The following is a 24860-nucleotide window of genomic DNA, read 5'->3' as shown; positions in this document are numbered from 1 at the left end:
CGCGAGGGCGGCGCCCCCGCGAGCGGCGGCGGCCGCGCCTCCTGCCAGCGCGGCTCCTCCGGACGCCACCGCTCCAACCGTGGCGGCGCCTGCGGCGACCATGCCGCCCGCGGCTAGGCCGGTTCCGATGGCGGCGCCCGCGCCGAGCTGGGGTCCGCCAGAGACGAGACCGTTGGCGATGCCCGGACCGAAGATGCCAAGACCGAGCAGCGTCAGCGCCGCGAGCACGATGGCCATGGCCTGATCGATGGTGGGTGTTGCCCCGCCGAAGCCGGCGGTGAATTCGGAAAACAGGCTCGACCCGATGCCGATGATGACGCCGAGGACGAGCACCTTGATACCTGAGGAGATGACGTTGCCAAGCACACGCTCGGCCATGAAGGCGCTCTTGCCGAACAGCCCGAACGGGATGAGCACGAAGCCCGCCAGCGTGGTGAGCTTGAATTCGATCAACGTCACGAAGAGCTGGATGGCCAAAATGAAGAAGGCCAACAGCACCAGCGCCCAGGCGAGCAGCATCACCGCGATCTGGATGAAGTTCTCGAAGAAACTCCAGTAACCCATGAGATCGGATATGGAATCGAGCAGTGGCCGGCCGGCATCGAGGCCGGTCTGGGCGACGCGGCCGGGCCGCATCATGTCGGCGACGGTGAAACCGGTGCCGGAGGCTTTCAGGCCGAGGCCAGCAAAGCTCTCGAAGATGATGCGGGCCAGGTTGTTCCAATTGCCGATGAGGTAGGCAAAGACGCCGACGAACAGCGTCTTCTTCACCAGGCGCGCCATGATGTCTTCGTCGGCGCCCCAGCTCCAGAACAGCGCGGCGAGCGTGACGTCGATCACGATCAACGTCGTGGCGATGAACGCAACTTCGCCGGAGAGAAGCCCGAAGCCGCCGTCGATGTAGCGGGTGAAAACTTCCAGGAAGTGGTCGATGACGCCGGTGCCGCCCATGATCTCAGCGCGCCTCGTTCGTGTGGGAGTCGACGGCCGGCACGGGCTCCTTGACGATGGGCTCGCGCGTGACCGGCGGATTCTGCGGGATGTCCTGCGGACCGGGCGCCTGCGGCGCCGGCTGCGACGGCGTGAGGAAGCGGTCGCGGTTCTCCGCCCAGGTCTGCAGGCACTCGCTGTCGCTGGTGCCGGCCTCGCCGAGCCGCTGGCAGCGGCGCAGCTTTGCCTTCAGCGGATCGGCCGCCGCTTCCGCGGGCACCGCGATGCTGCGGTAGATCGGCGGCTCGTCCTTGCGGGCGAGTTCGATGGCGGTGGCGGTGACGGCGAAGGTCACGAAGAAGATGGCGCCGATGCGCGCGAGGATCTTTCCGTCCATCGTCGCGCCCTCAGTTGCCGTTCTGGAACATCTGCGCGTTGCCGGGCTGGTAGCCCGAGCCCGGCGTCAGGAAACGGCGGCGCTGCTCGCGGCCCTGTTCGGCGGCCGCCGACCGCTCGGCTTCGGCGAGCGCCTGGGAACGGCCGTTCGCCGAGACGACGGCGGTCAGGTCCGCGAGCTGCTGGGCCTGGAGTGCGAGAAGCTGGTTGCCCGCCTGGGTGGCCTGCAGCGCGCCGGTGGCGCCCTGGCTCTGGCCGACCAGCGCCGACATCTGGGTGCGGTTGGTGTCGATGTTGCCGACCACGCCGGCCTGGACGCGCATGGCGTCCTGAAGGCCGGAAACGGTGTTGTTCCAGCGCTCTTTCGCCTGGGCGATGAGCTGCTGATTGGACGCGCTCATCGAGGCGCTTCCGGCCCCGTAATTGGTGCGGAACGCCTGATCGATGTTCTGGACATCGTAGGCGATGCGCTGCGCCTGCTGCAGAAGCTGTTGGGTGCGCTGGACCGATTGCTGGAGCTGTTGCAGCGAGGAGAACGGCAGGCTCGCGAGGTTGCGGGCCTGGTTGATCAGCGAGGTGGCCTGGTTCTGGAGCGAGGTGATCTGGTTGTTGATCTGCTCCAGCGAACGCGCCGCCGTCAGGACGTTTTGAACGTAGTTCGTCGGGTCGTAGACGATCCATTGCGCCGAGGCCGGCGCGACTAGCACCGGCGACGCAGACAAAGGGATGGCGAGGACGGCGGCGGTGATCGCCGCGCGGGGAATGCGCAGTTTCATGGCAGGCTCTCCAGGTTGGTGAGGTCGGGAATGAGGTCGACCGCCCATGTCGCGCCGCGCAGCCGCAGCCAGGCGGCGAGGAATCCCTTGCGGCCATGCTCGGTGACGATGCGGTCTATGGCGGCCTGGTCGGTCTTCGACGAGGCGGCGCAGAGCGCCAGCGCGACGTCGGACAGGCCCAGCTCGAACAGGCGATTGCCTCGGCGGGACTGGCAGTAGTAGTCGCGCTTGGGCATCGCCCGCGCGAGGATCTCGATCTGGCGCGAATTGAGCCCGAAGCGCTGATATATCGCCGTGATCTGCGGTTCGATCGCGCGCTCGTTCGGCAGTAGCAGCCGGGTCTGGCAGCTTTCGATGATGGCTGGCGCGATCGCCGAGCCGTCGATGTCGGAAAGCGACTGCGTGGCGAAAACGACGCTGGCGTTCTTCTTTCTGAGCGTTTTCAGCCACTCGCGGAGCTGGCCGGCGAAGCCCTCATCGTCGAGCGCGAGCCAGCCTTCGTCGACGATGATGAGCGTCGGCTCGCCGTTCAGCCGGTCCTCGATGCGATGGAAGAGATAAGCGAGGACCGCCGGGGCCGCATCGGTCCCGATGAGGCCTTCGGTCTCGAACGCTTGCACCGTGGCGCTGCCGAGATGTTCGCTCTCGGCGTCGAGCAACCGGCCATAAGGCCCGCCGACGCAATAGGGTCTGAGCGCCTGCTTCAGGTCGTTCGACTGGAGCAGCACCGCCAGCCCGGTGATCGTGCGCTCGGCGACCGGCGCCGAGGCGAGCGACGTGAGCGCCGTCCAGATCAGCTCCTTGACGTCCGGTGTGATCGCGACGCTTTCTCGTGCTAGGATTGCGATGATCCAATCGGCAGCCCATGCCCGTTCCGGGGTCTCGTCGATGCGGGCGAGCGGCTGGAGCGAGACGCTGTCGGCCGAGCCTTCGGTAAGCCCGCCGCCAAGATCGTGCCAGTCGCCGCCCATAGCGATGGCGGCGGCGCGGATCGAACCGCCGAAGTCGAAGGCAAAGACCTGTGCTTGGCGGTAGCGGCGGAACTGCAGCGCCATGAGCGCGAGCAGCACCGACTTGCCGGCGCCGGTCGGGCCGACGACCAGCGTGTGGCCGACGTCGCCGACATGGATGGAAAACCGGAACGGGGTGCTTCCCTCGGTCTTGCCAAACAGCAAGGGGGGCGCACCGAGATGGTCATCCCGTTCCGGACCCGCCCACACCGCTGATAGCGGGATCATGTGGGCAAGGTTCAATGTGCTGATGGGAGGTTGGCGGACGTTGGCGTAGACGTGGCCGGGCAGCGAGCCGAGCCAGGCGTCGGCGGCGTTGATGCCTTCGGGCATCGCGGTGAAGTCGCGGCCTTGGATGACCTTCTCGACGAGCCTGAGTTTTTCCGCCGCGATGCGGGGATCGTTGTCCCAGACGGCGATCGTGGCGGTGACATGGGCCTGGCCTGCGAAATCCGCGCCCAGCTCTTGCAGCGCCAGGTCGGCGTCGGCGGCCTTGTTGGCGGCGTCGGTGTCGACGAGCGTCGAGGCCTCGTTGGTCATCACCTCCTTGAGGATCGCGGCGATCGACTTGCGCTTCGAGAACCACTGCCGTCGGATTTTCGTGACGAGCCTGGTGGCGTCGGTCTTGTCGAGCAGGATCGCCCGGGTCGACCAACGGTATGGGAATGCGAGGCGGTTCAACTCGTCCAGGAGCCCTGGCGTCGTGACGGTCGGGAACCCGACGATGGTCAGGATACGCAGATGCGCTTCGCCGAGCCGCGGTTCGAGCCCGCCGGTCAGCGGCTGATCGGCGACCAGGGCATCGAGATACATCGGCGTCTCGGGCACGCGAACGCGGTGGCGCTTGGTCGATACGGTCGAGTGCAGGTAGGTCAGCGTCTCGACGTCATCGAGCCAGGCGCATTCCGGCATGAAGGCTTCGACGAGCTGCAGGATGCGGTCGGTGCGGTCGACGAAGCCGCGCAGCGCCTCCCACGGGTCGACGCCGCGATCGGCCTTGCCCTCGTAGAGCCAGCTTTCGGCGCGCGCGGCGTCCTCGGCCGGCGGCAGGTAGGCGAAGGTGATGAAATAGCTGGACTCGTAGTGGGCCGCGTCCTCCTCGAAATCCGCCTTGCGCTCGGCATCGACCAGAGCGGATGCGGCATCCGGAAACCGGCTCGCGGGATAGGCGCCGACGGCATGGCGCTGTGCCTCGACGAAGATTGCCCATCCGCTGCCGAGGCGGCGGAAGGCGCTGTTGAGGCGGCCGGCGACGGCGACCAGCTCGGCCTGCACGGCGGAATCGAGGTCGGGACCACGGAAGCGCGCCGAGCGCTGGAACGAACCGTCCTTGTTGAGGACGACGCCGGGGGCGACAAGCGCCGCCCAGGGCAGGAAATCCGCAAGGCGGGTCGAGGTGCGGCGATATTCGGCGAGGTTCATCATGGCGGGCCTCAGACTCCGAGATGGCCGGGGATGCGCAGGTGCCGACGTCCGACGTCGACGAACTGCGGGTCGCGCTTGGCCGCCCACACAGCGGCAAAGTGGCCGACGGCCCAGACCGCAAGGCCGACCAGCCAGAGGCGCAGGCCGAGACCGAGGGCTGCGGCGAGCGTGCCATTGAGGATGGCGATGCTCCGGGGTGCGCCGCCGAGCAGGATGTGCTCGGTCAAGGCGCGGTGAACCGGAACGGTGAAGCCAGGCACGTCGCCGCCGCTCTCGATCGGTCCGGCCATCAGACGAGCGCTCCGCCGCCGAAGCTGAAGAAGCTGAGGAAGAACGAACTGGCCGCGAAGGCGATCGACAGACCGAAGACGATCTGGATCAGGCGCCGGAAACCGCCGGACGTATCGCCGAAGGCCAGCGTCAGGCCGGTGACGATGATGACGATGACGGCGAGGATCTTGGCGACCGGTCCCTCGATGGATTCGAGGATCGATTGCAGTGGGGCCTCCCACGGCATCGAGGAGCCGGACGCGTGGGCGGCGGGCGCCAGCGCGAGGCTGACGAACGCGACGGCCGCGAACGTGCGGATGTGGCGCTGAATGCGCAGGACGTGACGGATCATGAGGGGTCTCCTTCGGGGGGCTGGGTTGCGGGGGTGACGCGGTAGTCGCCGCTGGGTCCGAGCCCCTCGACGCGGCCGAGTTCGGCGAGACGTCGGTTCGAGCCGCGTCCGGAGAGGACGGCGACGAGGTCGATCGTCTCGGCGATCAGCGCGCGCGGGACGGTGACGACAGCTTCCTGGATGAGCTGTTCGAGGCGCCGCAGCGCGCCGAGCGCGGTGCCGGCGTGAATCGTCCCGACACCACCCGGATGGCCGGTGCCCCAGGCCTTGAGCAGGTCGAGAGCCTCGGCGCCGCGTACCTCGCCGATCGGGATGCGGTCAGGCCGCAGGCGCAGCGAGGAGCGCACGAGGTCGGACAGCGTCGCGACGCCGTCCTTGGTCCGCATGGCGACGAGGTTCGGCGCGGCGCATTGCAGCTCGCGGGTGTCCTCGATCAGGACGACGCGATCCGAGGTCTTGGCGACCTCGGCGAGCAGCGCGTTGGTGAGCGTGGTCTTTCCGGTCGAGGTGCCCCCGGCGACCAGGATATTGCGGCGGTCGGCGACGGCCTGACGCAGGATCTCGGCCTGCACGGGGGACATGATGCCGGCGGCGACGTAATCCTGCAGCGTGAAGACGGCGACCGCCGGCTTGCGGATGGCGAAGGCCGGGGCCGCCACGACGGGCGGCAGCAGGCCCTCGAACCGCTCCCCCGTTTCCGGCAGCTCGGCCGAGACACGCGGATTGCCGATATGAACCTCGGCGCCGACATGGTGCGCGACCAGGCGCACGATCCGCTCGCCGTCCTCCGGCGACAGCGTCTCGCCGGTGTCCGACAGCCCCTCCGAAAGCCGGTCGATCCAGAGGCGGCCGTCGGGGTTGAGCATCACCTCGACGACGCTGGCGTCGCTCAGGAATCCGGCGATGGCGGGGCCAAGGGCCGTCCGCAGCATGCGGGCGCCTCGAAGTATCGCTTCAGATTTCTGGTGCGAATCGGCCACGCTGTCCCCGTTCTTTGCGGGACCGCGTCAGGCCGCCCCTGGATCGGGGATGAGTAAGAGAACCGGAAATCGGCCCTCGGCAACAGGTGTCAGGGCGTAGTAGCAGTGTAGCGTGCAGAGACAGGGAAACGGAGGAACTGCCGATTACTTGAGTTGCCGCAATCGCTGCTTATTGCGCGTCGCGCGCGGGCTCGATGTCCTCCGAAATCTCCTGACGGAGCTTTGGCCCCTTGGCGAGTCGGCGGCCGAGCGCAGCGACGAAGGCGTCGTAGCGTTCTCCAGCCTGTGCCCGGGCGGCGGCCTGGGCCGGTTCGGGCAGCGGCGGGTTCGAGGTCAGCCAGAAGCGCACGAACACCGCCAGCATCTCGACCGAAATCCCCATGTCGCGCTCCATGCGGGTCATGCGGCGGTCGAGCTGGTCGAGGCGTTTGGTGGTCGCCGCTTCCTGCCGCTCGGCCGCGTCCGGCGACAGGAAGGACGCGATCGCTGCCTCGGCGACCAAAGAGCGCGATTGATCGCGGCGTGCGGCATGGGCGACGAGCGCCTTCATCACCTCGGGTTCGAGATAGACCGACAGGCGCTGTTTCTTCGACGGATCGGCCATGGGCGTCTCACAGCTCCATGCCGTCGTTCGGGTCGAGCGAGACCTGACGCGCGACGCCCTGCATCACCTGGTTGGCGCGGCTGATCCGAGCGGCATCCTCGTCGGCGTCGTCATCGAGCCCCACCTCGAATTCATTGTCGATCGGCGCCTTCTTCTCGACGGGCGCTGCGCGGTTCAGCTCGGGCTGATGGCGTCGCTCGGAGCCGGTCGGATCTTCGTCGCCAGCGTCGGCCGCCGCGTCGGCCCCGGCGAGCGCGGCGACTGGGCGGGCCGGAACCGGCAGCCTGGTCCAATCGTCGGAGCTGGGTCGGTTCGACTTGGCGAGCGTCGGTGGCGCGACGATCCGCTCCTTGAAGCGTCGGTCCTCGAAATAGCGGGCCTTCTTCGCGCGGATCGGCGGCGTGCCCGCGACCATGACGATCTCGTCGGCCGGCGGGAGCTGCATCACCTCGCCGGGGGTCAGGAGCGGTCGCGCCGTTTCCGAGCGCGACACCATCAAGTGGCCGAGCCAGGGCGACAGCCGATGGCCGGCATAGTTGCGCATGGCCCGCATTTCGGTCGCCGTGCCGAGCGCATCGCTGACCCTTTTCGCGGTCCGCTCGTCGTTGGTGGCGAAGCTGACGCGCACATGGCAGTTGTCGAGGATCGAATTGTTCGGCCCATATGCCTTTTCGATCTGGTTGAGCGACTGCGCGATCAGGAATGCCTTCAGGCCGTAGCCGGCCATGAAGGCCAGCGCGGATTCAAAGAAGTCCAGTCGCCCGAGCGCCGGGAATTCGTCGAGCATGAGGAGCAGCCGATGCCGGTTGCCCTTAGCGTGCAAGTCCTCGGTCAGGCGCCGGCCGATCTGGTTCAGGATCAGGCGGATGAGTGGCTTCGTCCTGGCGATGTCGGATGGCGGCACGACGAGGTAGAGGCTGGTCGGATGCTTGGCGCCGACGATGTCTGCGATGCGCCAGTCGCAGCGGCGCGTCACCTCCGCCACCACGGGGTCCCGGTACAGCCCGAGAAACGACATGGCGGTCGACAGCACGCCCGACCGCTCATTGTCTGATTTGTTCAGCAGCTCGCGGGCCGCCGACGCGATGACCGGGTGCGGACCGGCTTCGCCGAGATGGGCCGTCTTCATCATCGCCGCCAGCGTCGACTCGATCGGCCGCTTCGGATCGGAGAGAAAGGCGGCGACGCCGGCGAGCGTCTTGTCCTCCTCGGCATAGAGGACGTGCAGGATGGCGCCGACCAGCAGCGCATGGCTGGTCTTCTCCCAGTGGTTTCGCTTTTCGAGCGAGCCTTCCGGATCGACCAAAATGTCGGCGATGTTCTGGACGTCGCGCACTTCCCATTCGCCGCGGCGCACCTCGAGCAGCGGATTGTAGGCGGCCGATTTCGCGTTGGTCGGATCAAAGAGCAGCACCCGACCGTGGCGGGCGCGGAAGCCGGCGGTGAGCGTCCAGTTCTCGCCCTTGATGTCGTGGACGATGGCCGAGCCCGGCCAGGTCAGCAGCGAGGGCACGACCAGGCCGACGCCCTTGCCCGATCTGGTCGGGGCGAAGCACAGCACATGCTCGGGCCCGTCATGCCTCAGATAGGCGTGGTCGAACTTGCCGAGCACCACGCCATCCTCGCCGAGCAGACCGGCGCCGCGCACCTCGTCGGCGCGGGCCCAGCGAGCCGAGCCGAAGGTCTCGGCGTTCTTCGCCTCACGCGCCCGCCAGACCGACATGCCGATCGCAACCGCGATCGAGATGAACCCTCCGGAGGCGGCGATATAGGCGCCCTCGACGAAGATCGGGGGCGCATACGCATCATAGAAATACCACCACGGGAAGAAGGACCAGGGATAGTAGACCGGCCAGTCGCCGAGCATGAACCAGGCCGGGCCGAGCTGCGGTTGGAAGCCGAGCTTCCAGGCCGTCCATTGTGTGGCGGCCCAGGTCGTCAGCAGGACGATCGCGAAGACGGTGAGGATCTGACCCCAGAGTATTTTCGTAGCAGACATCGACGCTCACCAATTGCATTTTCGCAAATTGGTGAAGAGCTGCGGCGCTATTCAATACGTGTCGTCATCATGTCGTACTGTAGCGCAAGGTAGCGAGAAATTACCGGTCTTCGACCGCCAATACGTGCGATCAACGTTCACAGCACGAACCCGCCATCGATAGTCAGGCTGGCGCCCGTCATATAACCAGCCTGATCGCTCGCAAGGTACGATATGAGGCCCGCAATCTCCGCCGGCTGTCCAACCCGGCGAAGGGGAATCATCTCTCGCAATTGTGGAATCATCCCCGCCGTCATGTCCGTCTCGGTCGGACCAGGCTGGATGTTGTTGACGGTGATTCCACGCGGAGCGAGATCGAGGGCAACGCCCTTTGCCATCGATGCGACAGCCGCCTTGGTCATGGCATAAACGCTGGCGCCCGGTGTGCCTGTGCGGACTGCAGTGTTGCTGCCGATCGTAATGATACGACCTCCGTCGCGCATGTGGCTGGCGGCAGCTTGGATGGCGAGGAAAACGCCCCGAACATTGACGGCCAGCATCAGGTCGAGATCCTCCAAAGTGAAGGCGTCCACCGTTGCTATCCGAATGATCCCGGCATTGACGACGACGACGTCGATCTGTCCAAGAGCCTCCGCGGTTTGCGCCGTGGCAGCTCGGATCGCCGTTGGATCGGCACTGTCAGCCCTTATCGAGAGCGCCGTCCCTCCCGCCGCCTCGATGGCGGAGACGACCTCTGCCGCCTTGTCCGGGCGCGACACATAGGTCAGAGCCACCGCGAATCCGTCTGCGGCCAGTCGCGATGCCGCGGCGGCGCCGATGCCACGCGATCCGCCGAACACCAGCGCTGTCCGGCGTTCCGTCCTTGATCCATTGCTCATGAAGAGTCCTTTCTTGATCGATCAGTGCATAACTAGGTGTGGTTCTACGCAGACCATGCCGATCCCCTAGTGAGATCGCAGGCGGTCGGTGGCGAAGTCGGCCATGCGGCGTAGTTCCTCCAAGCCACCGCCGCCACGCGCGGCAAGCTGAATTCCCGCCATGGTCAACTGAATGAAATTCGCTGCTTCCCCGGGGGTGAAGGTGGGGTCGATCTCTCCATTCGCCTGACCTTCGCTGAGTCGCTCGGCAAGCCGCTTGTTGATGGCCATCCCGACTTTGGTCCTTAGTTCGCGAAGTTCGGGATCGGATGCCCCGAATTCGCCGACCGAATTGACACCCATGCAGCCCATCGTCCTGAGCCTGTCGTCCTCGTCGATGAGTCCGATGAGCAGATCGCGGACGCCGGCTAGTGGTGAAATGGCGCCGTTCAGCCGCTTCAGGTGGCCGCTCGTCGTCTCTCGCTGATAGGTCTCGAGCGCTTCCACATAGAGCCGTCGCTTGTCGCCGAAGGCGTGGTAAAGACTCTGCCGCCCAATTCCCATTGCTTGGATGAGGTCTTCCGTCGACGTGGCGGCATAGCCCTTCGCCCAGAAGGCCTTCATGGCTTCCTTCAGGGCGACTTCCCGATTGAACTCTCGCGGTCTGGCCATGAACGCGGTTTAACCGTTATGCACTGATCAGTCAATAACGGCTCGCATGACTTTCATCGGCGAGCGACGTCAATTCCCTAGAGGCCGATTCCCCGCTGCCGGCCGAAGCTCCAGTCGACGCCGCCGTCGCCGCGGGCGACGCCCGAGACGTGACGGCCGAGCTGCTTTTCAATCGATGGTGTCCAAGGCACAAGGCTGAAGCCCAGGCCATCGTCGATCATGGCGAAGCGGCCGGTCGCGAGCGTGAGGCGCCGCTGATAGGTGCCGGTGACGTACTCGCCGGCCTCCGACTTGACCTGGGGTCGACCGGTCTCGGCGGTGATGCGGGCGGCAACTGCCTCCAGCTCGCGCCGGCGCAGCGTGTCGATCAGTCCGGGCTGGAAGCTGACGCCGCGCTTCTGGCGCTCGGCGAGGCCCTGACCGACGAGATGCTCGGCGCGGCGATCCATGGCGTCGCGCACCTCGGCGCCGAAGCCGCCGCCGAGCGCCACGGGCTCGCGGGCGATGGCCTGCCGGTCGAGCCAGGTCGCACCGGTCGCGGTGACCTGCCGCTCGATGTCGATATCGGAGCGCACGGCGATCGCGACGCGACGACGGCCCTGCGCATCGTCGAACTTGCGCAGCTCGACGATCGAGCCCGGCGCGCTGTCGCCGGCCGCGTCGAGGTCGGGCAGCTTGATATGATGGGTGCGGCCGTCGATGCCGTCGACAACGGCGAACGCCGTGCCCTTCAGCTCGTCGTCGAGCCCGCGCGCGACCAGGCGGCCGATGACGGGATCGTTGAGGCTTTCCGACGCGAGCACGTAGCTCGCGGTGCCGCGTGCGATGCCGCGCTCGGTCAGGCCATGATGGATGCGCTTGATGATGTCGCCGCGCTCGCCCAGCTCGCGCAGCGTCGCCTCGGCCTTCTCGGAGATCGTCCACTGGCCGGGGCCGATTTCATCGGCGAGGCCGAGCCCTTCGAGCTTGCGCAGCCGCCCGACTTTGAGCGCGCGGAATTCGTCTGGCCGGCGATCGGCATGCGGTGCGAGATCGATGACGCCGGTGCGATAGGCATCGCGGGCGAACTGGCGATCGAGATTGGTCCAACGATCGGCGTCGATCTGACGTTCGAGGGTGCGCCGGATCTCCTGATCGGTGCGCGGCCCCAACTCGTGGGTGATGAGGTCGCGCGCCCGGTCGCGCATGCCCTCTTTTATGTAGTCGCGCGAGATGACCAGGTCCGAACCGTCGTCGCGCACGCCGCGCACGATCAGGTGGACATGGGGATGCTCGGTGTTCCAGTGATCGACCGCCGCCCATTCGAGCTTGGTGCCGAGATCCTTCTCCATCTGCCCGACCAGCTCGCGCGCGAAGCCTCTGAGGTCGGACATCTCCACGGCGTCGTCCGGCGAGACGATGAAGCGGAAGTGATGGCGGTCGCCCTCGGCGCGCTCGGCGAACGCCTTGGCGTCGACATCGTCGCCGCCGGGACCGAACATTTGGGCCTTCTCCCCGTCACGGGTGACGCCGTCGCGCTGGAGATAATTGAGATGGGTGGCGAGCGGCGCGTTGCGGCCGCCATGGCGGAGCACACGCGCCTTGATCACCGCGCCGCGCGAGCGCGCCGTGATCAAACGGTTCGCCTGGATCGAGGCGCGTTGGCCGCGCCCGAATCGGGAGCGCGCGCCGGGCCCGATCTTCCCTTGCCGGGATACGCTGCCGCCAGCCCGCTGCGCCGCCGCCAGCGCCTGGGCGATGAAGGGCCGCACCCGCTGGGCGCTGGTTGAACGGATGCGGCCGGGCCGGATGCGGAATTCGTTCTCGTCGGTCACGGCTGAGGCCCCGCACATCGCGCGAAGCCGATGATTTTGTTGATGAAAGCGCCGGAGCGCAGGCTGCGCCGATCAGGCGCACCTCGCGAAATCGCGGCATAAGTCCTTGAAAAAGCACAACCGAACCAAGGCGCACATCGCGCCCTTTTATCCTGCCATCGTGCGGTTGTGCTTGCGGCTTCCCCTCCCGACACCCTCCAAGATGCGCCGTGGTTCGCCGTTGTGCGATGGAGTGCAAACCGGCTCATCGGGGACCTGCAGGGTCTCGCCGGGAGACGAAGAGGCCGCCGGCCGGTGCTGCCTCTGCCGCAGCGTCACGCGGCCGGACTGCGGTGTCGGTGTCGCGCGGTTGTTGTTCGGACTGCGCTGGAGCCGCCGCCGAGACGCGTTCGGCCGCACCGATGAAGAGCGGTGCGCGCGTCCAGGCCAGTGGATCGGCGACGGCAACAGTGACGGTGGCCGCCGTTGGTTCGCCGCCTGCAAGGGGGGCGAGCTGGGCGGCGTAGGCGCGCGTTTCCGCAGGCAATGCGCGACCGCCGGCGAGGAATTCCTCGTAGCGTCCTGGCCCGGCGTTGTAGGCCGAGAGGAAGCCCGGCGAGCCGTATTTGTCGTAGAGTTCGCGCAGATACGCCGTGCCCGCGAGAATGTTGTCGCGCGGGTCGAAGGCGTCCGTGCCGAGGCGATACCGGGTGCGCAGCTCTGCCCAGGTATCGGGCATGATCTGCATCAGCCCCATCGCGCCCTTGGGCGAGATGGCACGCACTTCGTTGGCGCTTTCGACCCGCATGACGGCGCGAATCCAGGCGACCGGAATGCCGAAACGCTGCGAGGCCTCCGCGACGAAGGCAGCGAACGGGCCGCCTGCCTCGGGCTGCGATAGCGGCACCGACTGCGCGAAGCCGTGCGACGTCAGCCCGGCGGCCAGGGACAGGCCGGAAAGGAGAAGGAGGAGCAGCCGGTGAGCGGCGCGGGTTCGCCGCGCGCCGCCCTGGTGCTGCCCCCGCTGCTGCTGCGGAGCGCGCACCGATCAGTCCTCCCTCTGCGGCTTGGTCGGGCGCGTCCAGTGCAGGCCCCAGGCGGAACCTTCGTCGTTCGAACGGAAGAGGTTGGCGCGCAACGGCCGGGGGAAAAGCGGGCTGTCGAACTGCGCGGAGACGTAGTCGCCGGCACGTTCGCCGACGTGTTTCCAGCCGGCGCCGACCTCGACGCCTTCCTCGCTGCCGAGCAGGATTCGGAAGTCCGGCGCGTTCTCGGCGTCCGAGGGTTCGGCGGGAACGAAGACGGCTTCGACGTCGATGCCGAGCGCGAGGATGCGCCCGGCATAACCGCTCCGGGTGCGTGTGAATTGTCCGATCTGGGTCATGGTGGTCTCCTTTGGTTTGGGGTGGACGCGGAAACTCAGTGGGTCGGCGCGCCCCAGACGTAGCGGCCGTCGCCGTCTTCATCGGTCCAGACCGGGAGCGCCCGGCCGATGACGGCGCCGACGGGCATTGGCCCGAAATAGCGCCCGTCCAGGCTGTCGCGGACGGCCCAGTTCATCAGGAAGAGTTCGCCCCCGGCGATGCGGCGGCAGCCCTGCCAGTCGGGCAGCGGACGGCCGAGATGATCGCGGTCGAGCGCGTCGCCCATCGGCGCGCCATCGACCGTGATGGCGTGATCGCGGCGGCAGACTTCTTGTCCCGGAAGGCCCGCGACGCGCTTCATCAGCGGGACGCCGCGGCCGATATAGCCGCGCTCCACCATGAAGTCGGCGAATGCCTCGGGCGCGCGGACGGCGACCAGATCGGTCACCGCGAGGTGACGCGGGTGGTCGATGCGATAGAGCCCGATCGGTGTGCTCGCCGAGGCGTTCCAGATGAAGGTCTTGGGGAACTCGACGAACGAAGCGATCGCGATCCCCATGGTCATGAAATAGGTGACCATAACGTAGCCGAAGCGGCTCATGACCCGACCCTCCGACGCAGGAGGAACGCCCGGTGATGGTCGTGCGTGTAGGTGCGCGGCTGATGGCCGGCGGCCATGCGGTTGTGGATGTGGCGCCAGTGATCCATCGAGACCTCGGCGGGATCGACGCCGATCGCCTCGATGGCGTCGATCATCTGCAGCACGCGCTCGACCTTCGGCCAGCCTTCGACCTTCAGCAGCACATCGGCGCCGGGACGGACGAAGGGAACGGTCTGGCGCGGCTCCACCGGCAGCGTGGCGCGCAGCACGTCGAGAGTGGACGCGACGGTGCCGAAGTCGTTGGCGGCCCAGCGCACGAAGGCGAACACGCTGTCCGGCGCGAAGCGCAGCACGCGCCGCCGACGGTCGAGGATCTGCTCGCCGGCCTCGCGGCCGAACCTGATCCAGTTCTCGACGCGCTTTTCGATCCAGGTGAGTTCGACTTCGGTGAGGATGTTTGGCGGCGGCGTGGTCGGTCTCGGTTCGCCGCGCGCATGGGTGGCGCCGGGGCCGGTCATGTCGCGTCTCCTTCGGTGGCTGGAAATTCGCGCGCGAGCAGCTCGCGCAGCATGTCGGCCACGGTGACGCCGCGCTGGAAGGCGGCGATCTTGATCCGCGCCCGCTGTTCGGTGGTCACGTCGATGGTGAGCCTGGCCGTGAACGCGTTGGCGTCGGTGACGCGGGCGGCGGGCGTGTCGGCTGACTTGATCCAGCTTTCCGGATCGCCCGGTCGGCTGGCGAAGCCGCGCTTCGGAGAGGACACGGTCACGGCGCGATCCTCGCGATCTCGGTGGCGAGTGCGGCGATCTCACGCGCGGCCGGGCTGTCGGCGTCCAGCTCACTGACGAGCCGTCCAGTCTGTGCGGTGTCGGCGAAGGCGACCCGCTGGCCGATCGTCGATGCGAGCAGCGGCGGATCATGGTCGGCAAGCGTTTCGGCCGTCTCACGGGCGATGACGGTGCGCGCAGCGCAGCGGTTCAGCACGAAGCGCGCGGCGAGCTGCGGCCGGTAGATGCGGGCCTCGCTGAGGAGCGAGAGCATTTCGGCGCTCGCCCATCCGTCGAACGGCGACGGCTGCACCGGGATCAGCACTAGGTCGGCGGCGAGCAGCGCCGAGCGCATCAGCCCGGCGACGCGCGGCGGACCGTCTATGATGACGTGGTCGACATCACGCGCCAGCTCGGGCGCTTCCCGATGCAGAGTGTCGCGCGCCAGGCCGACGACGCCGAAGAGCCGCGGCAGGTTCTCGCGCGTCCGCTGCTGCGACCAGTCGAGCGCAGAGCCTTGCGGGTCGGCGTCGATGACCGTGACGCGCTGCCCTCGCTGTGCCCATTCACCGGCAAGATGGAGCGCCAGCGTCGTCTTTCCCACGCCGCCCTTCTGGTTGAGGAGCGCGACGATCATGACGGTCTCCCGGTGATCGGGGACTCGTCCACAACTGCGCAAAAAGCGGTTTGCGTTAGAAAGATTCCGAAGGAATCTAGGTTAGAGAAGTTACGAGGCTCGCAAGTTGCTGATTCAGCGAGCGGATTCGACGATTCCGGTCCCCGATAGCACGAGGATCGGGTCCTCGATGGCACGATGAGTCCGGTCCCTGATAGCACGAGACGATTCACAGCTTATCCCCAGGGTGCATGGTCGAGCGGCGGCGCTGGCGAGAGATGCCGAGCGCGTGCGGGTCGATGGGTTTGAAGGAGAGGATTTCGGGCGCGCCGAGGCACTGCTCGATGGTCAGGCGGTAGCCCGGCAGCGGCTGGCGGCGGACGATGTCGCGCAGGTCGTAGGCGAAGTGCTTGAGCGGCGAGAGCGAACCGGACTTGGCGTGCAGATGCGGGAAATCGAAGCTCCAGCCGAACTCCTGTTTGCCGCCGTGCTTGCGCACGAGGCGGTAAAGCCAGCGCTCCAGTCCGCCCGTCAGGCCGAAATAGTCGCGGTCGATCGTGAGCACGAGCGCGTCGTCAAGGACGGCGGCGTAGAACCAGTCCGGCACGATCAGTTCGAGCCCAAGCGGACGTCCGCGTGCGTCAGCGCGCTCTTTCCACTCGTTGATCCAGGAGAAGCGGTGCAGTCGCCGTTCGGTCGGCTGGCGGATCGACGTCGCCACTGTTGTCGACTGGAGACGGTCGAGCGCGGCCTTGAGCCGGTCATAGTCCCGCAGGCTGACGCCGCGGCCGATGAACTGCAGAATCTCGTAGGGTGTGGTCGCCATCAGACGCGACGGCCGAAGACCGTGGTCGCGCGCCTCAACGATCTGCGAGGCCGCCCAGATCAGCACGTCGGCGTCCCAGATGGTGGCCATGCCGTGCTCGGGGACGGCCTCGACGCGGATGACGATGGAGCCGGCCTTGAAGTTGATCGGCGCCAGCCGCTTCGACTTGCCGAGCGCAAAGAACGGGTACGCCATCAGGTCCTGCGCGTCGCGCGGCGCGAGATCGCCAGGCAGCGCCCGGAAGAGATCGAGCTGCTCGCGTTCACTTCTGTGATGGCGCGCCGACATCCGCTGGCTGCTCAGCGCTGTGGCGCGTGGCTGCCTGCCGCGCCGGTCGGTTCGTGACGCTTCGCCGGCAGGATCGCGTCGCTGTCAGCGGTCGAGTTCTTGGTGCCGCGGTTGGCCCAGGCCTGTAGGTCGGCGATCGCGTAGACGACGCGGCCGCCGAGCTTCTTGAAGGCCGGGCCGGTGCCGTAGGTGCGGTGCTTTTCGAGGGTGCGGCCGGACAGACCGAGGAAACGTGCTGCCTCGGGCGTGCGCAAATAGCGGGGAGGGACTTGGACGGTTGTGCTTTCGGCCATGATCGAAGCTCCGTGCGGTGCTGGGGGGCCGCCGGATGTCGGCGGCGGTTCCAGCGCACGGTCGTTCGCTCAGGCGAGATTCACGATGTCGAAGATTTCCGGGAATAATCGACACCCCTTCGCGCTCTTGGTCAGTATCTGACGAATCACGGATAAAAGTCGCCCATCGGGATCTCGTCGGATCTGCGAACGTGTCGGATGCCAAAGCCGGGCCCAGCCCGCCACTCAGCGGGAAGCTACGATTGATCATCACAAGCGGGGATAGCTGCCCAATAAATCGAATAAAAAGATAATGCGCTGTGAATCGAAACCGAAGACTATCTGCCGGAACTTGATCTATCGGAAGATAGGTAGTATCACATCCTTATGAGTTCCGATGGACCTACCGACACCCGCAACGCCATCATGAAATTTGGCCGTGCCCTGGTTCAGGCGCACGGTTACAACGCGCTGAGCTTTCGGGAAATTGCTAAAGAGGTTGGCGTCAAAAGTGCGAGCGTTCACTACCATTTCCCGACAAAAGGCGATTTGGCAGCGGCTCTCGCGAAAGAATATACCGATCAGGCCGTGAGTTTTTTCCAGTCGTTGGAAGCGTCGGAGAGCGATCACGATCGTATGATCGACGCGTATATCAGTGTCTATCGGGCAGCTCTCGAGCAAGACAACCGGATGTGTCTCTGCGGGATGATGGCTGCTGAATCGGCCGATCTTCCGGCGTTTGTGCTGACTGAAGTCAACCGCTTCGGAGAAGTGAACGCGCGGTGGCTGACGAAAATGCTGTCGAAGAGACACCCCAAAACCTCTCACGAGAAGCTCGAAGCGCAAGCACTGTCAATCTACGCCGCGATAGAAGGCGCCCAACTCGTTGCCCGTGGTCGCGGGGACGTGGCGGTCTTCGATCGTATCATTGCCGCCTACAAGGCCCTGGGCTTGTTCTCTTAAGCGCGCCCTCCAAGATAACCAATCTATCGATTGATAGGCTTGACAGGTGACCAGCCACCCAAATAGAACGTGATCACCTATCTATCGATAGGTAATCATGCGATCAAGCACTCTATAGAGAGGGACGAATGTCTCGGGTTTTCGAACGCCTGACCTCGCTCCGCCGCTCACATCCTCAACTCAACGGAATTTAACAAGGACAGGTCCGATGCATCCTACATTATCAAAAAACTTGGTTCGTCTTGCGGTCGCTCTCGGCTTGGCAGCCGCGACCGTTCTCACGTCTCAGATCGCGCCCACCGCTGCTCTCGCCAAGTCGACCAAGACGAGTGTCGTCGGCGGCTCGTTACATCAATTCGCTAAAACGCAGTTTGTAACGGTCGATGGCACCCGTCTCGCCTATCGACGCTTTGGCAAACAGGGCGGCGTTCCGCTGGTCTTCTTCCAGCACTTCCTGGGCAATATGGACAACTGGGATCCGATGATCACGGACGGTTTTTCCAAGAACCGCGAGGTCGTCATCTTTGACAATGCAGGCGTTGCCGGCTCGGAGGGCCAGGTTCCTCACACGGTTCAAGGCATGGCGAAGTATGGTATCGGCCTGATTGAAGCGCTGCACATCAAGCAGACCGACATCCTGGGCTTCTCGTTGGGCAGCCTCGTCGCGCAGGAGGTCGCCTTTCAGCGTCCGGATCTCGTCCGCAAGGTGATCCTTATCGGTAGCGCGCCGCGCGGCGGCGACGGCATGGCAACTTTGACGCCGGAGTTCCAGGCGATGCTGACGAAGAAATACGAACCGGCAGACACCATCCTGCTGACGACGTTCTTCAACCCGACGCTGGCAAGCCAGGCAGCAGGTCAGAAATTCCTAGACCGCATTCGTCTGCGCACGGTCGATCGCGATGCAAATCCCGGTCCCGATGTATACGGTGCGCAGGTCGCCGCCTTCGCAGCCTGGGGCACACCGTCGGCAAATTCGAACGATTATCTGAAGAGCATCAAGCAGCCGGTTCTGATCGTCAGTGGCAGCAAGGATCTGATCCACTACACCAGCAATTCATATAAGCTGGAGGACAATCTGCCGAATGCCGAACTCGTAGTCTATCCGGACACCAATCACGGTTCCTTCTACCAGTATCCGGAGCTATTCCTGCAACAAGCAACGACGTTTCTTGATCAGAAATAAGCCCTGAATCAGCATGGGCCGGTATTCTCCCGGCTCATGCGCTTTCTTCCTAGATGGCGTCACCTCAAGCTTTGTTCGCCAGACAACGATTTCTCGGACATAAGCGGAACATGGGCTACGCTACACGCTTCAACCGCGCCATTGGCTCGTTGAGTGGGTGGAATTCACCTGCTGGAAGTCGCCTGGCCTGCTCCCAGAGGTAATCGCCGGTCAGACTGATGTGCGCCCAGCCCATCGGAGAAAGGTGCGCAAGCAGTGCCGCATCGAACGTCGTGCCGACAGCGTTGAGGTGCTGGGCGGCCCGGTCGAGATAGACCGTGTTCCAGTAGGAAATCGCCGCAATCAGCAGGTTCAGCCCAGATGCGCGAAATTCCTGATTTTCCAGCGAGCGATCGGTGAACCGACCCTGCCGGTTGGTATAGATGGCGGCGGCAAGCGTGTGCCTCGCCTCGCCTTTGTTGAGACCGGCCTGACAGGCACGTCGCAGTTCCGGTTGTTCAAGCCAATCGAGCGTGAACAAAGTGCGCTCGATACGGCCCAGTTCAGCCAATGCAAAATCCAGCCTGTTCTGGCGTTTGTAGGCGGCAAGTTTTCGCAAGATTACTGACGGCGCCACCGTGCCATCCTTGATTGAGGCGACAATCCTGACGATGTCATCCCAATCGGCCTCGATCGCTGCCGTTTTGATGGTGCGGCCCATCAGATTTTCGATGCCCTTGTATGTCGATGGCGCAGCGATCGAACCCAGCTTGCGGTCGCCAATATCGCGCAGCCGGGGCGCGAAGCGGAACCCGAGTAGGTGGCAGAGTGCGAAAACATGATCGGTGGCGCCGCCGGTATCGGTATAGTGCTCATGCAACGGAAGGTTGCCGGCGCCCAGGACAAGCCCGTCGAGCACGTAAGGCGCTTCACCTGCCGTCGCGGACATGATCCGTGATCCGAATGATGCGAAGTGATCGGAAAGGTGAGAATAGATTTTCACGCTAGGTTCGGCGCCATATTTGGCATTGACGTCCGCCGCCCCTGAACGTCTCCGCCCCGACCGGAAGAACTGGCCATCGGACGACGAACTGGTGCCAGCGCCCCAATGCCGCGCGAAGGGTAATTCGTGATGGGCTGAGATGATCATGGCCAGCGCGGCCTGATAGTTCTCGGGTGAAAGATACCAGTTGTGGGTCCATGCGAGTTGGGCATAGCTGACGCCTTCGCTGGCATTGGCCATCCGCTCCAGCCCGAGGTTGGTGCCATCAGCCAGAATTGCGGCGAGTACCGTGCTGGGGTTGTCGTGCTCCTTGCCTGAGCGCAGGTCACGGAATGCGTTCAAAAAACCAGTGCGTTCGGCGACTTCAAGCAGCAGCTCGGTGATGCGCACGCGGGGAAGCAGGGTATCGAGCTTGCGATCGAGGGCTTCAGCTTCCGGTGGGGTGACAGGCGGCATTTGCTGAAGCTTGAGCCGGTCTCGTTCGAGCGACACTCCCTCAAGCTTGTTTGTTTTCAACTGCTTGGCAAATCGGCGCAGCCGCCAGTCAAGATTTCGTGCCCGGTCAGCGAGGTAGGATGCAGCATTTGAATCGAACGGAAGCACATCCGCCACTTTGGCGGCGTCGCGCCGACCCAGCAAATAGGCATCGAAGCGCTGATAGTTGCGGGTTCCCTCGATCCATACATCACCGGCGCGCAAACGATCACGCAAGGTTGCCATGATCGCAATTTCATAACGTCGGCGGTCGATACGGCCGCTTTCGGTGATGAGACGCTTCCACTGCCGATTGGGGAATGGCAGTGGAACGCCATCGGGAAGGTCGCGCGACTTTCGTGTGTTCGCATCGCGAATGACATCGATGGCTTTGATCAGTGCCGTCCCTGTTCCAGACGCCTTGAAGGTGAAGGCGTCCAGAAATGCCGGGCTGAAACGCCGTAGCGTGGCGTAACGCTCGGTTGCCGTTACCAGTGCGTCCTCGCCGGCAAGATCAGCAAGGGCATCTACTTGGGCCTTTGCCGCAACAAGCCGGTGCCAGCCCACCGCTTCGTCAATCAATTCGAGCGGATCGCCGCCATTCTGGACAGCCTCATCAAGTGCTGTAATCGTGGCGCCAAACAGCCGCATGAGTTGCCCCACCGACTGAATACTATCTTGGTAGCGACGCTCGCGCCCACGCCGCGCGCGCGTGAACATGCCGCCGATAAGTCGGTCAAACATTTGGATCGCGGCATCGGCAAGTCTGGCCTCAAGGTCGATCACTGCGGCCGTCAACGTCGCCCGCCTGCGATTGACGCTGTAATCCGAAAGCAGGAATGCCGGTGCCACGCCGCCCTCGCGGACAAATTGGGCAAAGCGGAATTCCGGAATGGCGCCCCCAACTACCGGGTGGATACCTATGCCGCGAACATAGCGCAGGCGCTCAAGCAAGCCATTGATATTGGCCGCAGTCGGGGCTTCTTCGAAATTACGCAACCACGCCAGCGGTGTCATGCCGAAATCCGGGTTGTTGATTACGAGTTCGTCTAGCCGTGTCAGTTCAGCAGAGCTGAGGCCTTCGACGATTGCGGCTGCGGCAGCTTTGCGTGCGCGTGCCCGGCCAGCAAGACCGGCGCGTTCCAGTGTGTCGCCTGACGGAAGAATGAACCGCTCACCCTTCAGGCCAACCATGAGGGCGCGAACAATCGGTTCACCTCTGTCTGTATACTCGGCGGCTTGCGCGGCAAGATTCAGGGCAAGTGCCAGGTCGCCACGTCGAAACGGGCGTATGCCAAGATAACGCGCCACGAGATCGGCATGATCGGTACGGGTTTGCGCGCGCTGACCATATGCAGAGAAGGAGGAAGGATCGACGAATAACTGTGCCGCGAGGTACTGAAGAATGACGTCGGGAAGCCCGATCTCGGGTTGCAGACCAAAGCCGGGATGTCGCATCAAAGCGATTTGTGCAGCCAGACCGAGGCGATTTGCTGGACCATAGCGGCGCCCAACCAATTCAACATCTTCCGCAGAAAGGGTATAATGCCCAATGATCGCGGTTTCTTGGACAGGAGGATCGAACAGGCGCCGGCGCTCGTCTCCGGTCAGAAGTCGGCGTCGTGCCATTTTGCTCTCCCGCTGAGGCGAATAACAAAATTGACACCAAAGCGGCTTGCACTGGAGGGAGGCCATTCGTTGCCGGTTGATCCCCGAGCAATCACCCGGCGCAGCAAGACAGTTTGGCGACATCCTTATCAAACGTTTGGGCCGCCAGTTTGAGGCCTTCCACAGTGGTCAGGTAAGGAAATATCGTTGCACCCAATTCCAGGGTGGTCATGCCGTGTTTGATCGCCAGCACCAGTGTCTGGATCGAATCCGCGCCTTCGGGTGCCATGATCTGGCCGCCCAGCAAACGGTCGTTCGCCTTGTCGGCAATCAGTTTGATGAGACCCCGCGTATCGCGTGCTGCCAGTGCCCTTGGCACAGCATCGAGCGGGAGCAGCGAAACCTTGATGTCCAGGCCTTGCGCCCGTGCTGTCGTTTCAGTGAGGCCGGCGCTGGCGACTTGCGGGTCGGTGAAGACGACGGATGGCATGGAGGAATTGTCGTAGCGGTATTGGTTGCCCGTCACCGCGTTGCGCGCGGCCAGTTTTGCGCCATAGGCGGCCATGTAGACGAACTGGTCCCGTCCCGTTACATCGCCCGCCGCGTAAATGCCTGGAACCGACGTTTCGAGGTGGTCATCGACGACGATTCCACCATTACGGGCAAGCACTATGCCGCGCTCCTCCAGCCCAAGCCCGTCGCTATTGGGTCGGCGTCCGGTGGCGATGAGCACCTGTTCCGCCGCGACGGTGTCACAATGCCCCTCGCAGGTCAATTCGACCCCGCTCTGTGTTTGGGCGATACGCTGATAGCCGACACCTGCGCAAACCCGCACGCCCTCGGCTTCCAAATAGTTTTTCAGCGCGGCACTCACTTCCGGGTCCATTTCGGGGAGCAGGCGGCTTCGGCAGCAGATGGTGACATCAACGCCCAGACGCGAAAACATCTGTCCCAGTTCTACCCCGATCACCCCGCCACCGATCACCAGCAGCGATTTGGGCAAGCGATCCAGCGCCAGCGCCGATGTGCTGGTTAGGTAGGGCACGCTGTCCATCCCCGGAATCGGCGGCACGGCGGCGTGCGCACCCATCGCCAATATGACCTTGCCGACCTTCATGGGCGCATCGCCGACAATCAGCGCACCATCGGCAAAGCGTGCCTTGCCCTCGATATAGCTCACACCGTCATAGGCGGGCAGCAGATCGACATATTTTTTTTGGCGCAGCGTCGTGACAAGATCGTCCTTCGACGCCGCCAATACGGACCAGTCATCCATCTGGACAGCGCCCCCAAGGCCGGGAAAGCGCGCGGCGGCAAGCCCACCATGCACCGCTTCGGCGGCGCGGATCAGCGTCTTGGAAGGAACGCAGCCAACATTGACACAGGTGCCGCCAATCGTGCCGTGACCGACGAGCGCCACTTTCGCGCCCAGATCGGCAGCGGCGATCGCGGCGGAGAACCCGGCAGAACCCGCGCCGATGACGGCCACGTCAAATCCTTCCTGCCCGGGGCGGTTGCAACAGTCGTTCATTGCTTATCGCTTTCTTGAGGCGCTGGCGGCGCCCCGCTCAGTTTTGAATAGCGCGCGCCGGATAACCCGCGTTGGTTGATGCAGCGGCAATCGCAGCAGCATTGGTGCGGCGCGGGTTATAGGTTGCGCGCGCGGTCTTGGCTGCGAAATCGACCGTGACCGCCGTTACCCCGGCGACGCCTTCCATCGCCTTCTTCACGGTGATCGGGCAGGTGGCGCAGGTCATGTTCTCTATGGCAAAGGTGGTTTGCTTCTGAGCGGTTGCGGTAGCCGCGGGGCGATCTTGCGCCGTGCCACTAACTGCATAGGCGACCCCGCCGCCAGCCATAGCCAGCACGGCCATAGCGATACATACTGTCTTTTTCATGGGTATTTCCTTTCAATAGAACCAGGGTGCCCACCAGTCGATGGTGAGCGCCAGGATGGCGACGGCAAGGCCCAGCCACAGCACCGCCTTGGTGGTCCAAGCCGATTGTGGACGAGCGCAGTAGGAACCGTCTTCACAGGGCGGTTTCGGCTTGAAATAGACATGCCAGAAGCCGTAGCCGAGCAGCGCGAGCGTTACGCCTGCGACATAGGGCTTGTAAGGTTCGAGCGCCGTCAGGTTGGCGATCCACGCGCCGGAAATTCCGAGCATAACCAACAGTAGCGGGACGACGCAGCAAGCCGAGGCGAGCCCCGCGCCGATCAATGCGCCCGCCGCAACCCAGTTTGCCTGCTTCGGCTCGTGGTTTTCGGTGAGGGCTGGCTGTCCCGCTTCCGGCGTTGAGACCATGGCTTGAATCCCTTGTTCCAACTGAGTGATTCGCAATGTAGGCTCTGTAGCCACTACAGACTCAAGAGGTATTTTCATGGAGCAACAGGTCGGCATCTTGCGTGCCCAGCTTGCCCGGAAAACAGGCTGCAATCTCGAAACCATCCGCTATTACGAGAAGGTGGGATTGCTGCCGGGGCCGCCTCGCAGTTCCAACGGCTACCGCGTCTATTCGCCGGAACTGGTGCAAAGGTTGCAGTTCATCCTGCGCGCGCGCGACCTTGGCTATGCAATGGATGAGATACGGTCATTGTTGTCGCTCACCGATACCGGTGCACAAACCTGCGCGGAGGTTATGGCGAGAACCGAACTCCACCTTGAAGATGTCCGCCGCCGCATTGCAGATTTGCAGAAGATAGAGGTGACGCTGGCGACCACGTTAGCCAGATGCACTGGAGATGACGTTGCCGAATGTCCCATCCTGGAAGCACTCCAGTTTTTACCCCATCAAGGCAATTGACGCCATCTTTGAGGGATTTGATTTTGTGATGTCAGCTTGGAGTA

27 protein-coding genes are annotated in these 24860 nt (G+C 64.4%); 3 read left to right on the top strand and 24 right to left on the bottom strand.

Annotated features, from left to right (window positions below; all coding sequences use genetic code 11):
- From trbL to OPU69_RS18395, 20 genes are all read right to left on the bottom strand, one after another.
- A partial coding sequence (gene trbL, locus OPU69_RS18490; RefSeq protein ID WP_498512975.1) for a P-type conjugative transfer protein TrbL occupies nt 1-951 on the bottom strand: 951 nt, incomplete at its 3' end.
- Between the two features lie 4 nt (nt 952-955).
- Nucleotides 956-1327: a putative entry exclusion protein TrbK-alt gene (gene trbK-alt / locus OPU69_RS18485; protein WP_054362437.1), complete on the bottom strand. Its 372-nt coding sequence runs from the start codon at nt 1325-1327 to the stop codon at nt 956-958.
- 10 nt (nt 1328-1337) lie between these two features.
- Nucleotides 1338-2102 carry a P-type conjugative transfer protein TrbJ gene (gene trbJ / locus OPU69_RS18480; RefSeq protein WP_054362438.1) on the bottom strand — a complete coding sequence of 255 codons (765 nt, stop codon included), beginning with the start codon at nt 2100-2102 and terminating at the stop codon, nt 1338-1340.
- On the bottom strand, nt 2099-4537 hold the full coding sequence (gene trbE, locus OPU69_RS18475; RefSeq protein ID WP_058457577.1) for a conjugal transfer protein TrbE: 2439 nt from the start codon (nt 4535-4537) through the stop codon (nt 2099-2101). The genes trbJ and trbE overlap by 4 nt, the downstream gene beginning before the upstream one ends.
- Before the next feature lie 8 nt (nt 4538-4545).
- Nucleotides 4546-4827 (bottom strand): VirB3 family type IV secretion system protein, encoded by a 282-nt coding sequence (locus tag OPU69_RS18470; protein ID WP_058457578.1) that lies wholly within the window; start codon nt 4825-4827, stop codon nt 4546-4548.
- Nucleotides 4827-5159, bottom strand: a complete 333-nt coding sequence (locus OPU69_RS18465) for a TrbC/VirB2 family type IV secretion system protein (protein WP_058457579.1) — start codon at nt 5157-5159, stop codon at nt 4827-4829. The genes OPU69_RS18470 and OPU69_RS18465 overlap by 1 nt, the downstream gene beginning before the upstream one ends.
- Nucleotides 5156-6091: a P-type conjugative transfer ATPase TrbB gene (gene trbB, locus OPU69_RS18460; protein ID WP_443026134.1), complete on the bottom strand. Its 936-nt coding sequence runs from the start codon at nt 6089-6091 to the stop codon at nt 5156-5158. The genes OPU69_RS18465 and trbB overlap by 4 nt, the downstream gene beginning before the upstream one ends.
- Nucleotides 6092-6308: 217 nt before the next feature.
- Nucleotides 6309-6743, bottom strand: coding sequence for a ribbon-helix-helix protein, CopG family (locus OPU69_RS18455; RefSeq protein ID WP_058457581.1), 435 nt, complete (start codon nt 6741-6743; stop codon nt 6309-6311).
- A gap of 7 nt (nt 6744-6750) precedes the next feature.
- Complete coding sequence (locus OPU69_RS18450; protein ID WP_058457582.1) at nt 6751-8742, bottom strand: conjugal transfer protein TraG; 1992 nt, start codon at nt 8740-8742, stop codon at nt 6751-6753.
- Nucleotides 8743-8879: 137 nt separating this feature from the next.
- A complete protein-coding gene (locus OPU69_RS18445; RefSeq protein WP_156416661.1) occupies nt 8880-9620 on the bottom strand; it encodes an SDR family oxidoreductase in 741 nt (246 codons plus the stop codon).
- A 66-nt stretch (nt 9621-9686) separates the two neighbouring features.
- The gene (locus OPU69_RS18440; RefSeq protein WP_058457583.1) at nt 9687-10271 is read right to left on the bottom strand and encodes a TetR/AcrR family transcriptional regulator; all 585 of its coding nucleotides are present in this window, start codon (nt 10269-10271) and stop codon (nt 9687-9689) included.
- Nucleotides 10272-10348: 77 nt separating this feature from the next.
- Nucleotides 10349-12103, bottom strand: coding sequence for a relaxase/mobilization nuclease domain-containing protein (locus OPU69_RS18435; RefSeq protein WP_443028503.1), 1755 nt, complete (start codon nt 12101-12103; stop codon nt 10349-10351).
- Nucleotides 12104-12329: 226 nt separating this feature from the next.
- Entirely contained in the window at nt 12330-13109 is a 780-nt protein-coding gene (locus tag OPU69_RS18430; protein ID WP_058457585.1) for a lytic transglycosylase domain-containing protein, read from the bottom strand.
- Between the two features lie 3 nt (nt 13110-13112).
- Complete coding sequence (locus tag OPU69_RS18425) at nt 13113-13448, bottom strand: DUF736 domain-containing protein (protein WP_058457586.1); 336 nt, start codon at nt 13446-13448, stop codon at nt 13113-13115.
- Between the two features lie 35 nt (nt 13449-13483).
- Nucleotides 13484-14029, bottom strand: a complete 546-nt coding sequence (locus tag OPU69_RS18420; RefSeq protein ID WP_058457587.1) for a S26 family signal peptidase — start codon at nt 14027-14029, stop codon at nt 13484-13486.
- Nucleotides 14026-14547: a DUF2840 domain-containing protein gene (locus OPU69_RS18415; RefSeq protein WP_058457588.1), complete on the bottom strand. Its 522-nt coding sequence runs from the start codon at nt 14545-14547 to the stop codon at nt 14026-14028. The genes OPU69_RS18420 and OPU69_RS18415 overlap by 4 nt, the downstream gene beginning before the upstream one ends.
- Nucleotides 14544-14798: a ribbon-helix-helix protein gene (locus OPU69_RS18410; protein WP_058457589.1), complete on the bottom strand. Its 255-nt coding sequence runs from the start codon at nt 14796-14798 to the stop codon at nt 14544-14546. Before OPU69_RS18410 ends, OPU69_RS18415 begins: the two co-directional genes overlap by 4 nt.
- The gene (parA, locus tag OPU69_RS18405) at nt 14795-15433 is read right to left on the bottom strand and encodes a ParA family partition ATPase (RefSeq protein WP_058457590.1); all 639 of its coding nucleotides are present in this window, start codon (nt 15431-15433) and stop codon (nt 14795-14797) included. The genes OPU69_RS18410 and parA overlap by 4 nt, the downstream gene beginning before the upstream one ends.
- Nucleotides 15434-15641: 208 nt before the next feature.
- On the bottom strand, nt 15642-16526 hold the full coding sequence (locus OPU69_RS18400) for a replication initiator protein A (protein ID WP_058457591.1): 885 nt from the start codon (nt 16524-16526) through the stop codon (nt 15642-15644).
- 11 nt (nt 16527-16537) lie between these two features.
- Nucleotides 16538-16819 (bottom strand): helix-turn-helix transcriptional regulator, encoded by a 282-nt coding sequence (locus OPU69_RS18395; RefSeq protein ID WP_058457592.1) that lies wholly within the window; start codon nt 16817-16819, stop codon nt 16538-16540.
- 366 nt (nt 16820-17185) lie between these two features.
- Here OPU69_RS18395 and OPU69_RS18390 point away from each other — a divergent pair, with 366 nt between their 5' ends.
- Complete coding sequence (locus OPU69_RS18390; protein WP_062348312.1) at nt 17186-17761, top strand: TetR/AcrR family transcriptional regulator; 576 nt, start codon at nt 17186-17188, stop codon at nt 17759-17761.
- Between the two features lie 259 nt (nt 17762-18020).
- Nucleotides 18021-18947, top strand: coding sequence for an alpha/beta fold hydrolase (locus OPU69_RS18385; RefSeq protein WP_231735709.1), 927 nt, complete (start codon nt 18021-18023; stop codon nt 18945-18947).
- Between the two features lie 115 nt (nt 18948-19062).
- Here the strand turns inward: OPU69_RS18385 and OPU69_RS18380 are convergent, their stop codons facing one another.
- The 4 genes from OPU69_RS18380 to OPU69_RS18365 form a co-directional block, all read right to left on the bottom strand.
- Entirely contained in the window at nt 19063-22032 is a 2970-nt protein-coding gene (locus OPU69_RS18380; RefSeq protein WP_498512964.1) for a Tn3 family transposase, read from the bottom strand.
- Between the two features lie 91 nt (nt 22033-22123).
- Complete coding sequence (gene merA, locus OPU69_RS18375) at nt 22124-23500, bottom strand: mercury(II) reductase (RefSeq protein ID WP_021222959.1); 1377 nt, start codon at nt 23498-23500, stop codon at nt 22124-22126.
- A 79-nt stretch (nt 23501-23579) separates the two neighbouring features.
- Nucleotides 23580-23885, bottom strand: coding sequence for a heavy-metal-associated domain-containing protein (locus OPU69_RS18370; RefSeq protein WP_017503487.1), 306 nt, complete (start codon nt 23883-23885; stop codon nt 23580-23582).
- Nucleotides 23886-23921: 36 nt separating this feature from the next.
- On the bottom strand, nt 23922-24317 hold the full coding sequence (locus OPU69_RS18365; RefSeq protein ID WP_014072602.1) for a mercuric transporter MerT family protein: 396 nt from the start codon (nt 24315-24317) through the stop codon (nt 23922-23924).
- 76 nt (nt 24318-24393) lie between these two features.
- Between OPU69_RS18365 and OPU69_RS18360 the strand changes: the two genes are divergently transcribed.
- The gene (locus tag OPU69_RS18360) at nt 24394-24816 is read left to right on the top strand and encodes a MerR family transcriptional regulator (RefSeq protein ID WP_014072603.1); all 423 of its coding nucleotides are present in this window, start codon (nt 24394-24396) and stop codon (nt 24814-24816) included.
- Nucleotides 24817-24860: the final 44 nt, after the last annotated feature.

It is taken from the genome of Blastomonas sp. 34TW (assembly GCF_059803595.1).
Note: the sequence above shows the minus strand (reverse complement) of the source record. Positions and strands in the feature narration are given on the sequence as shown.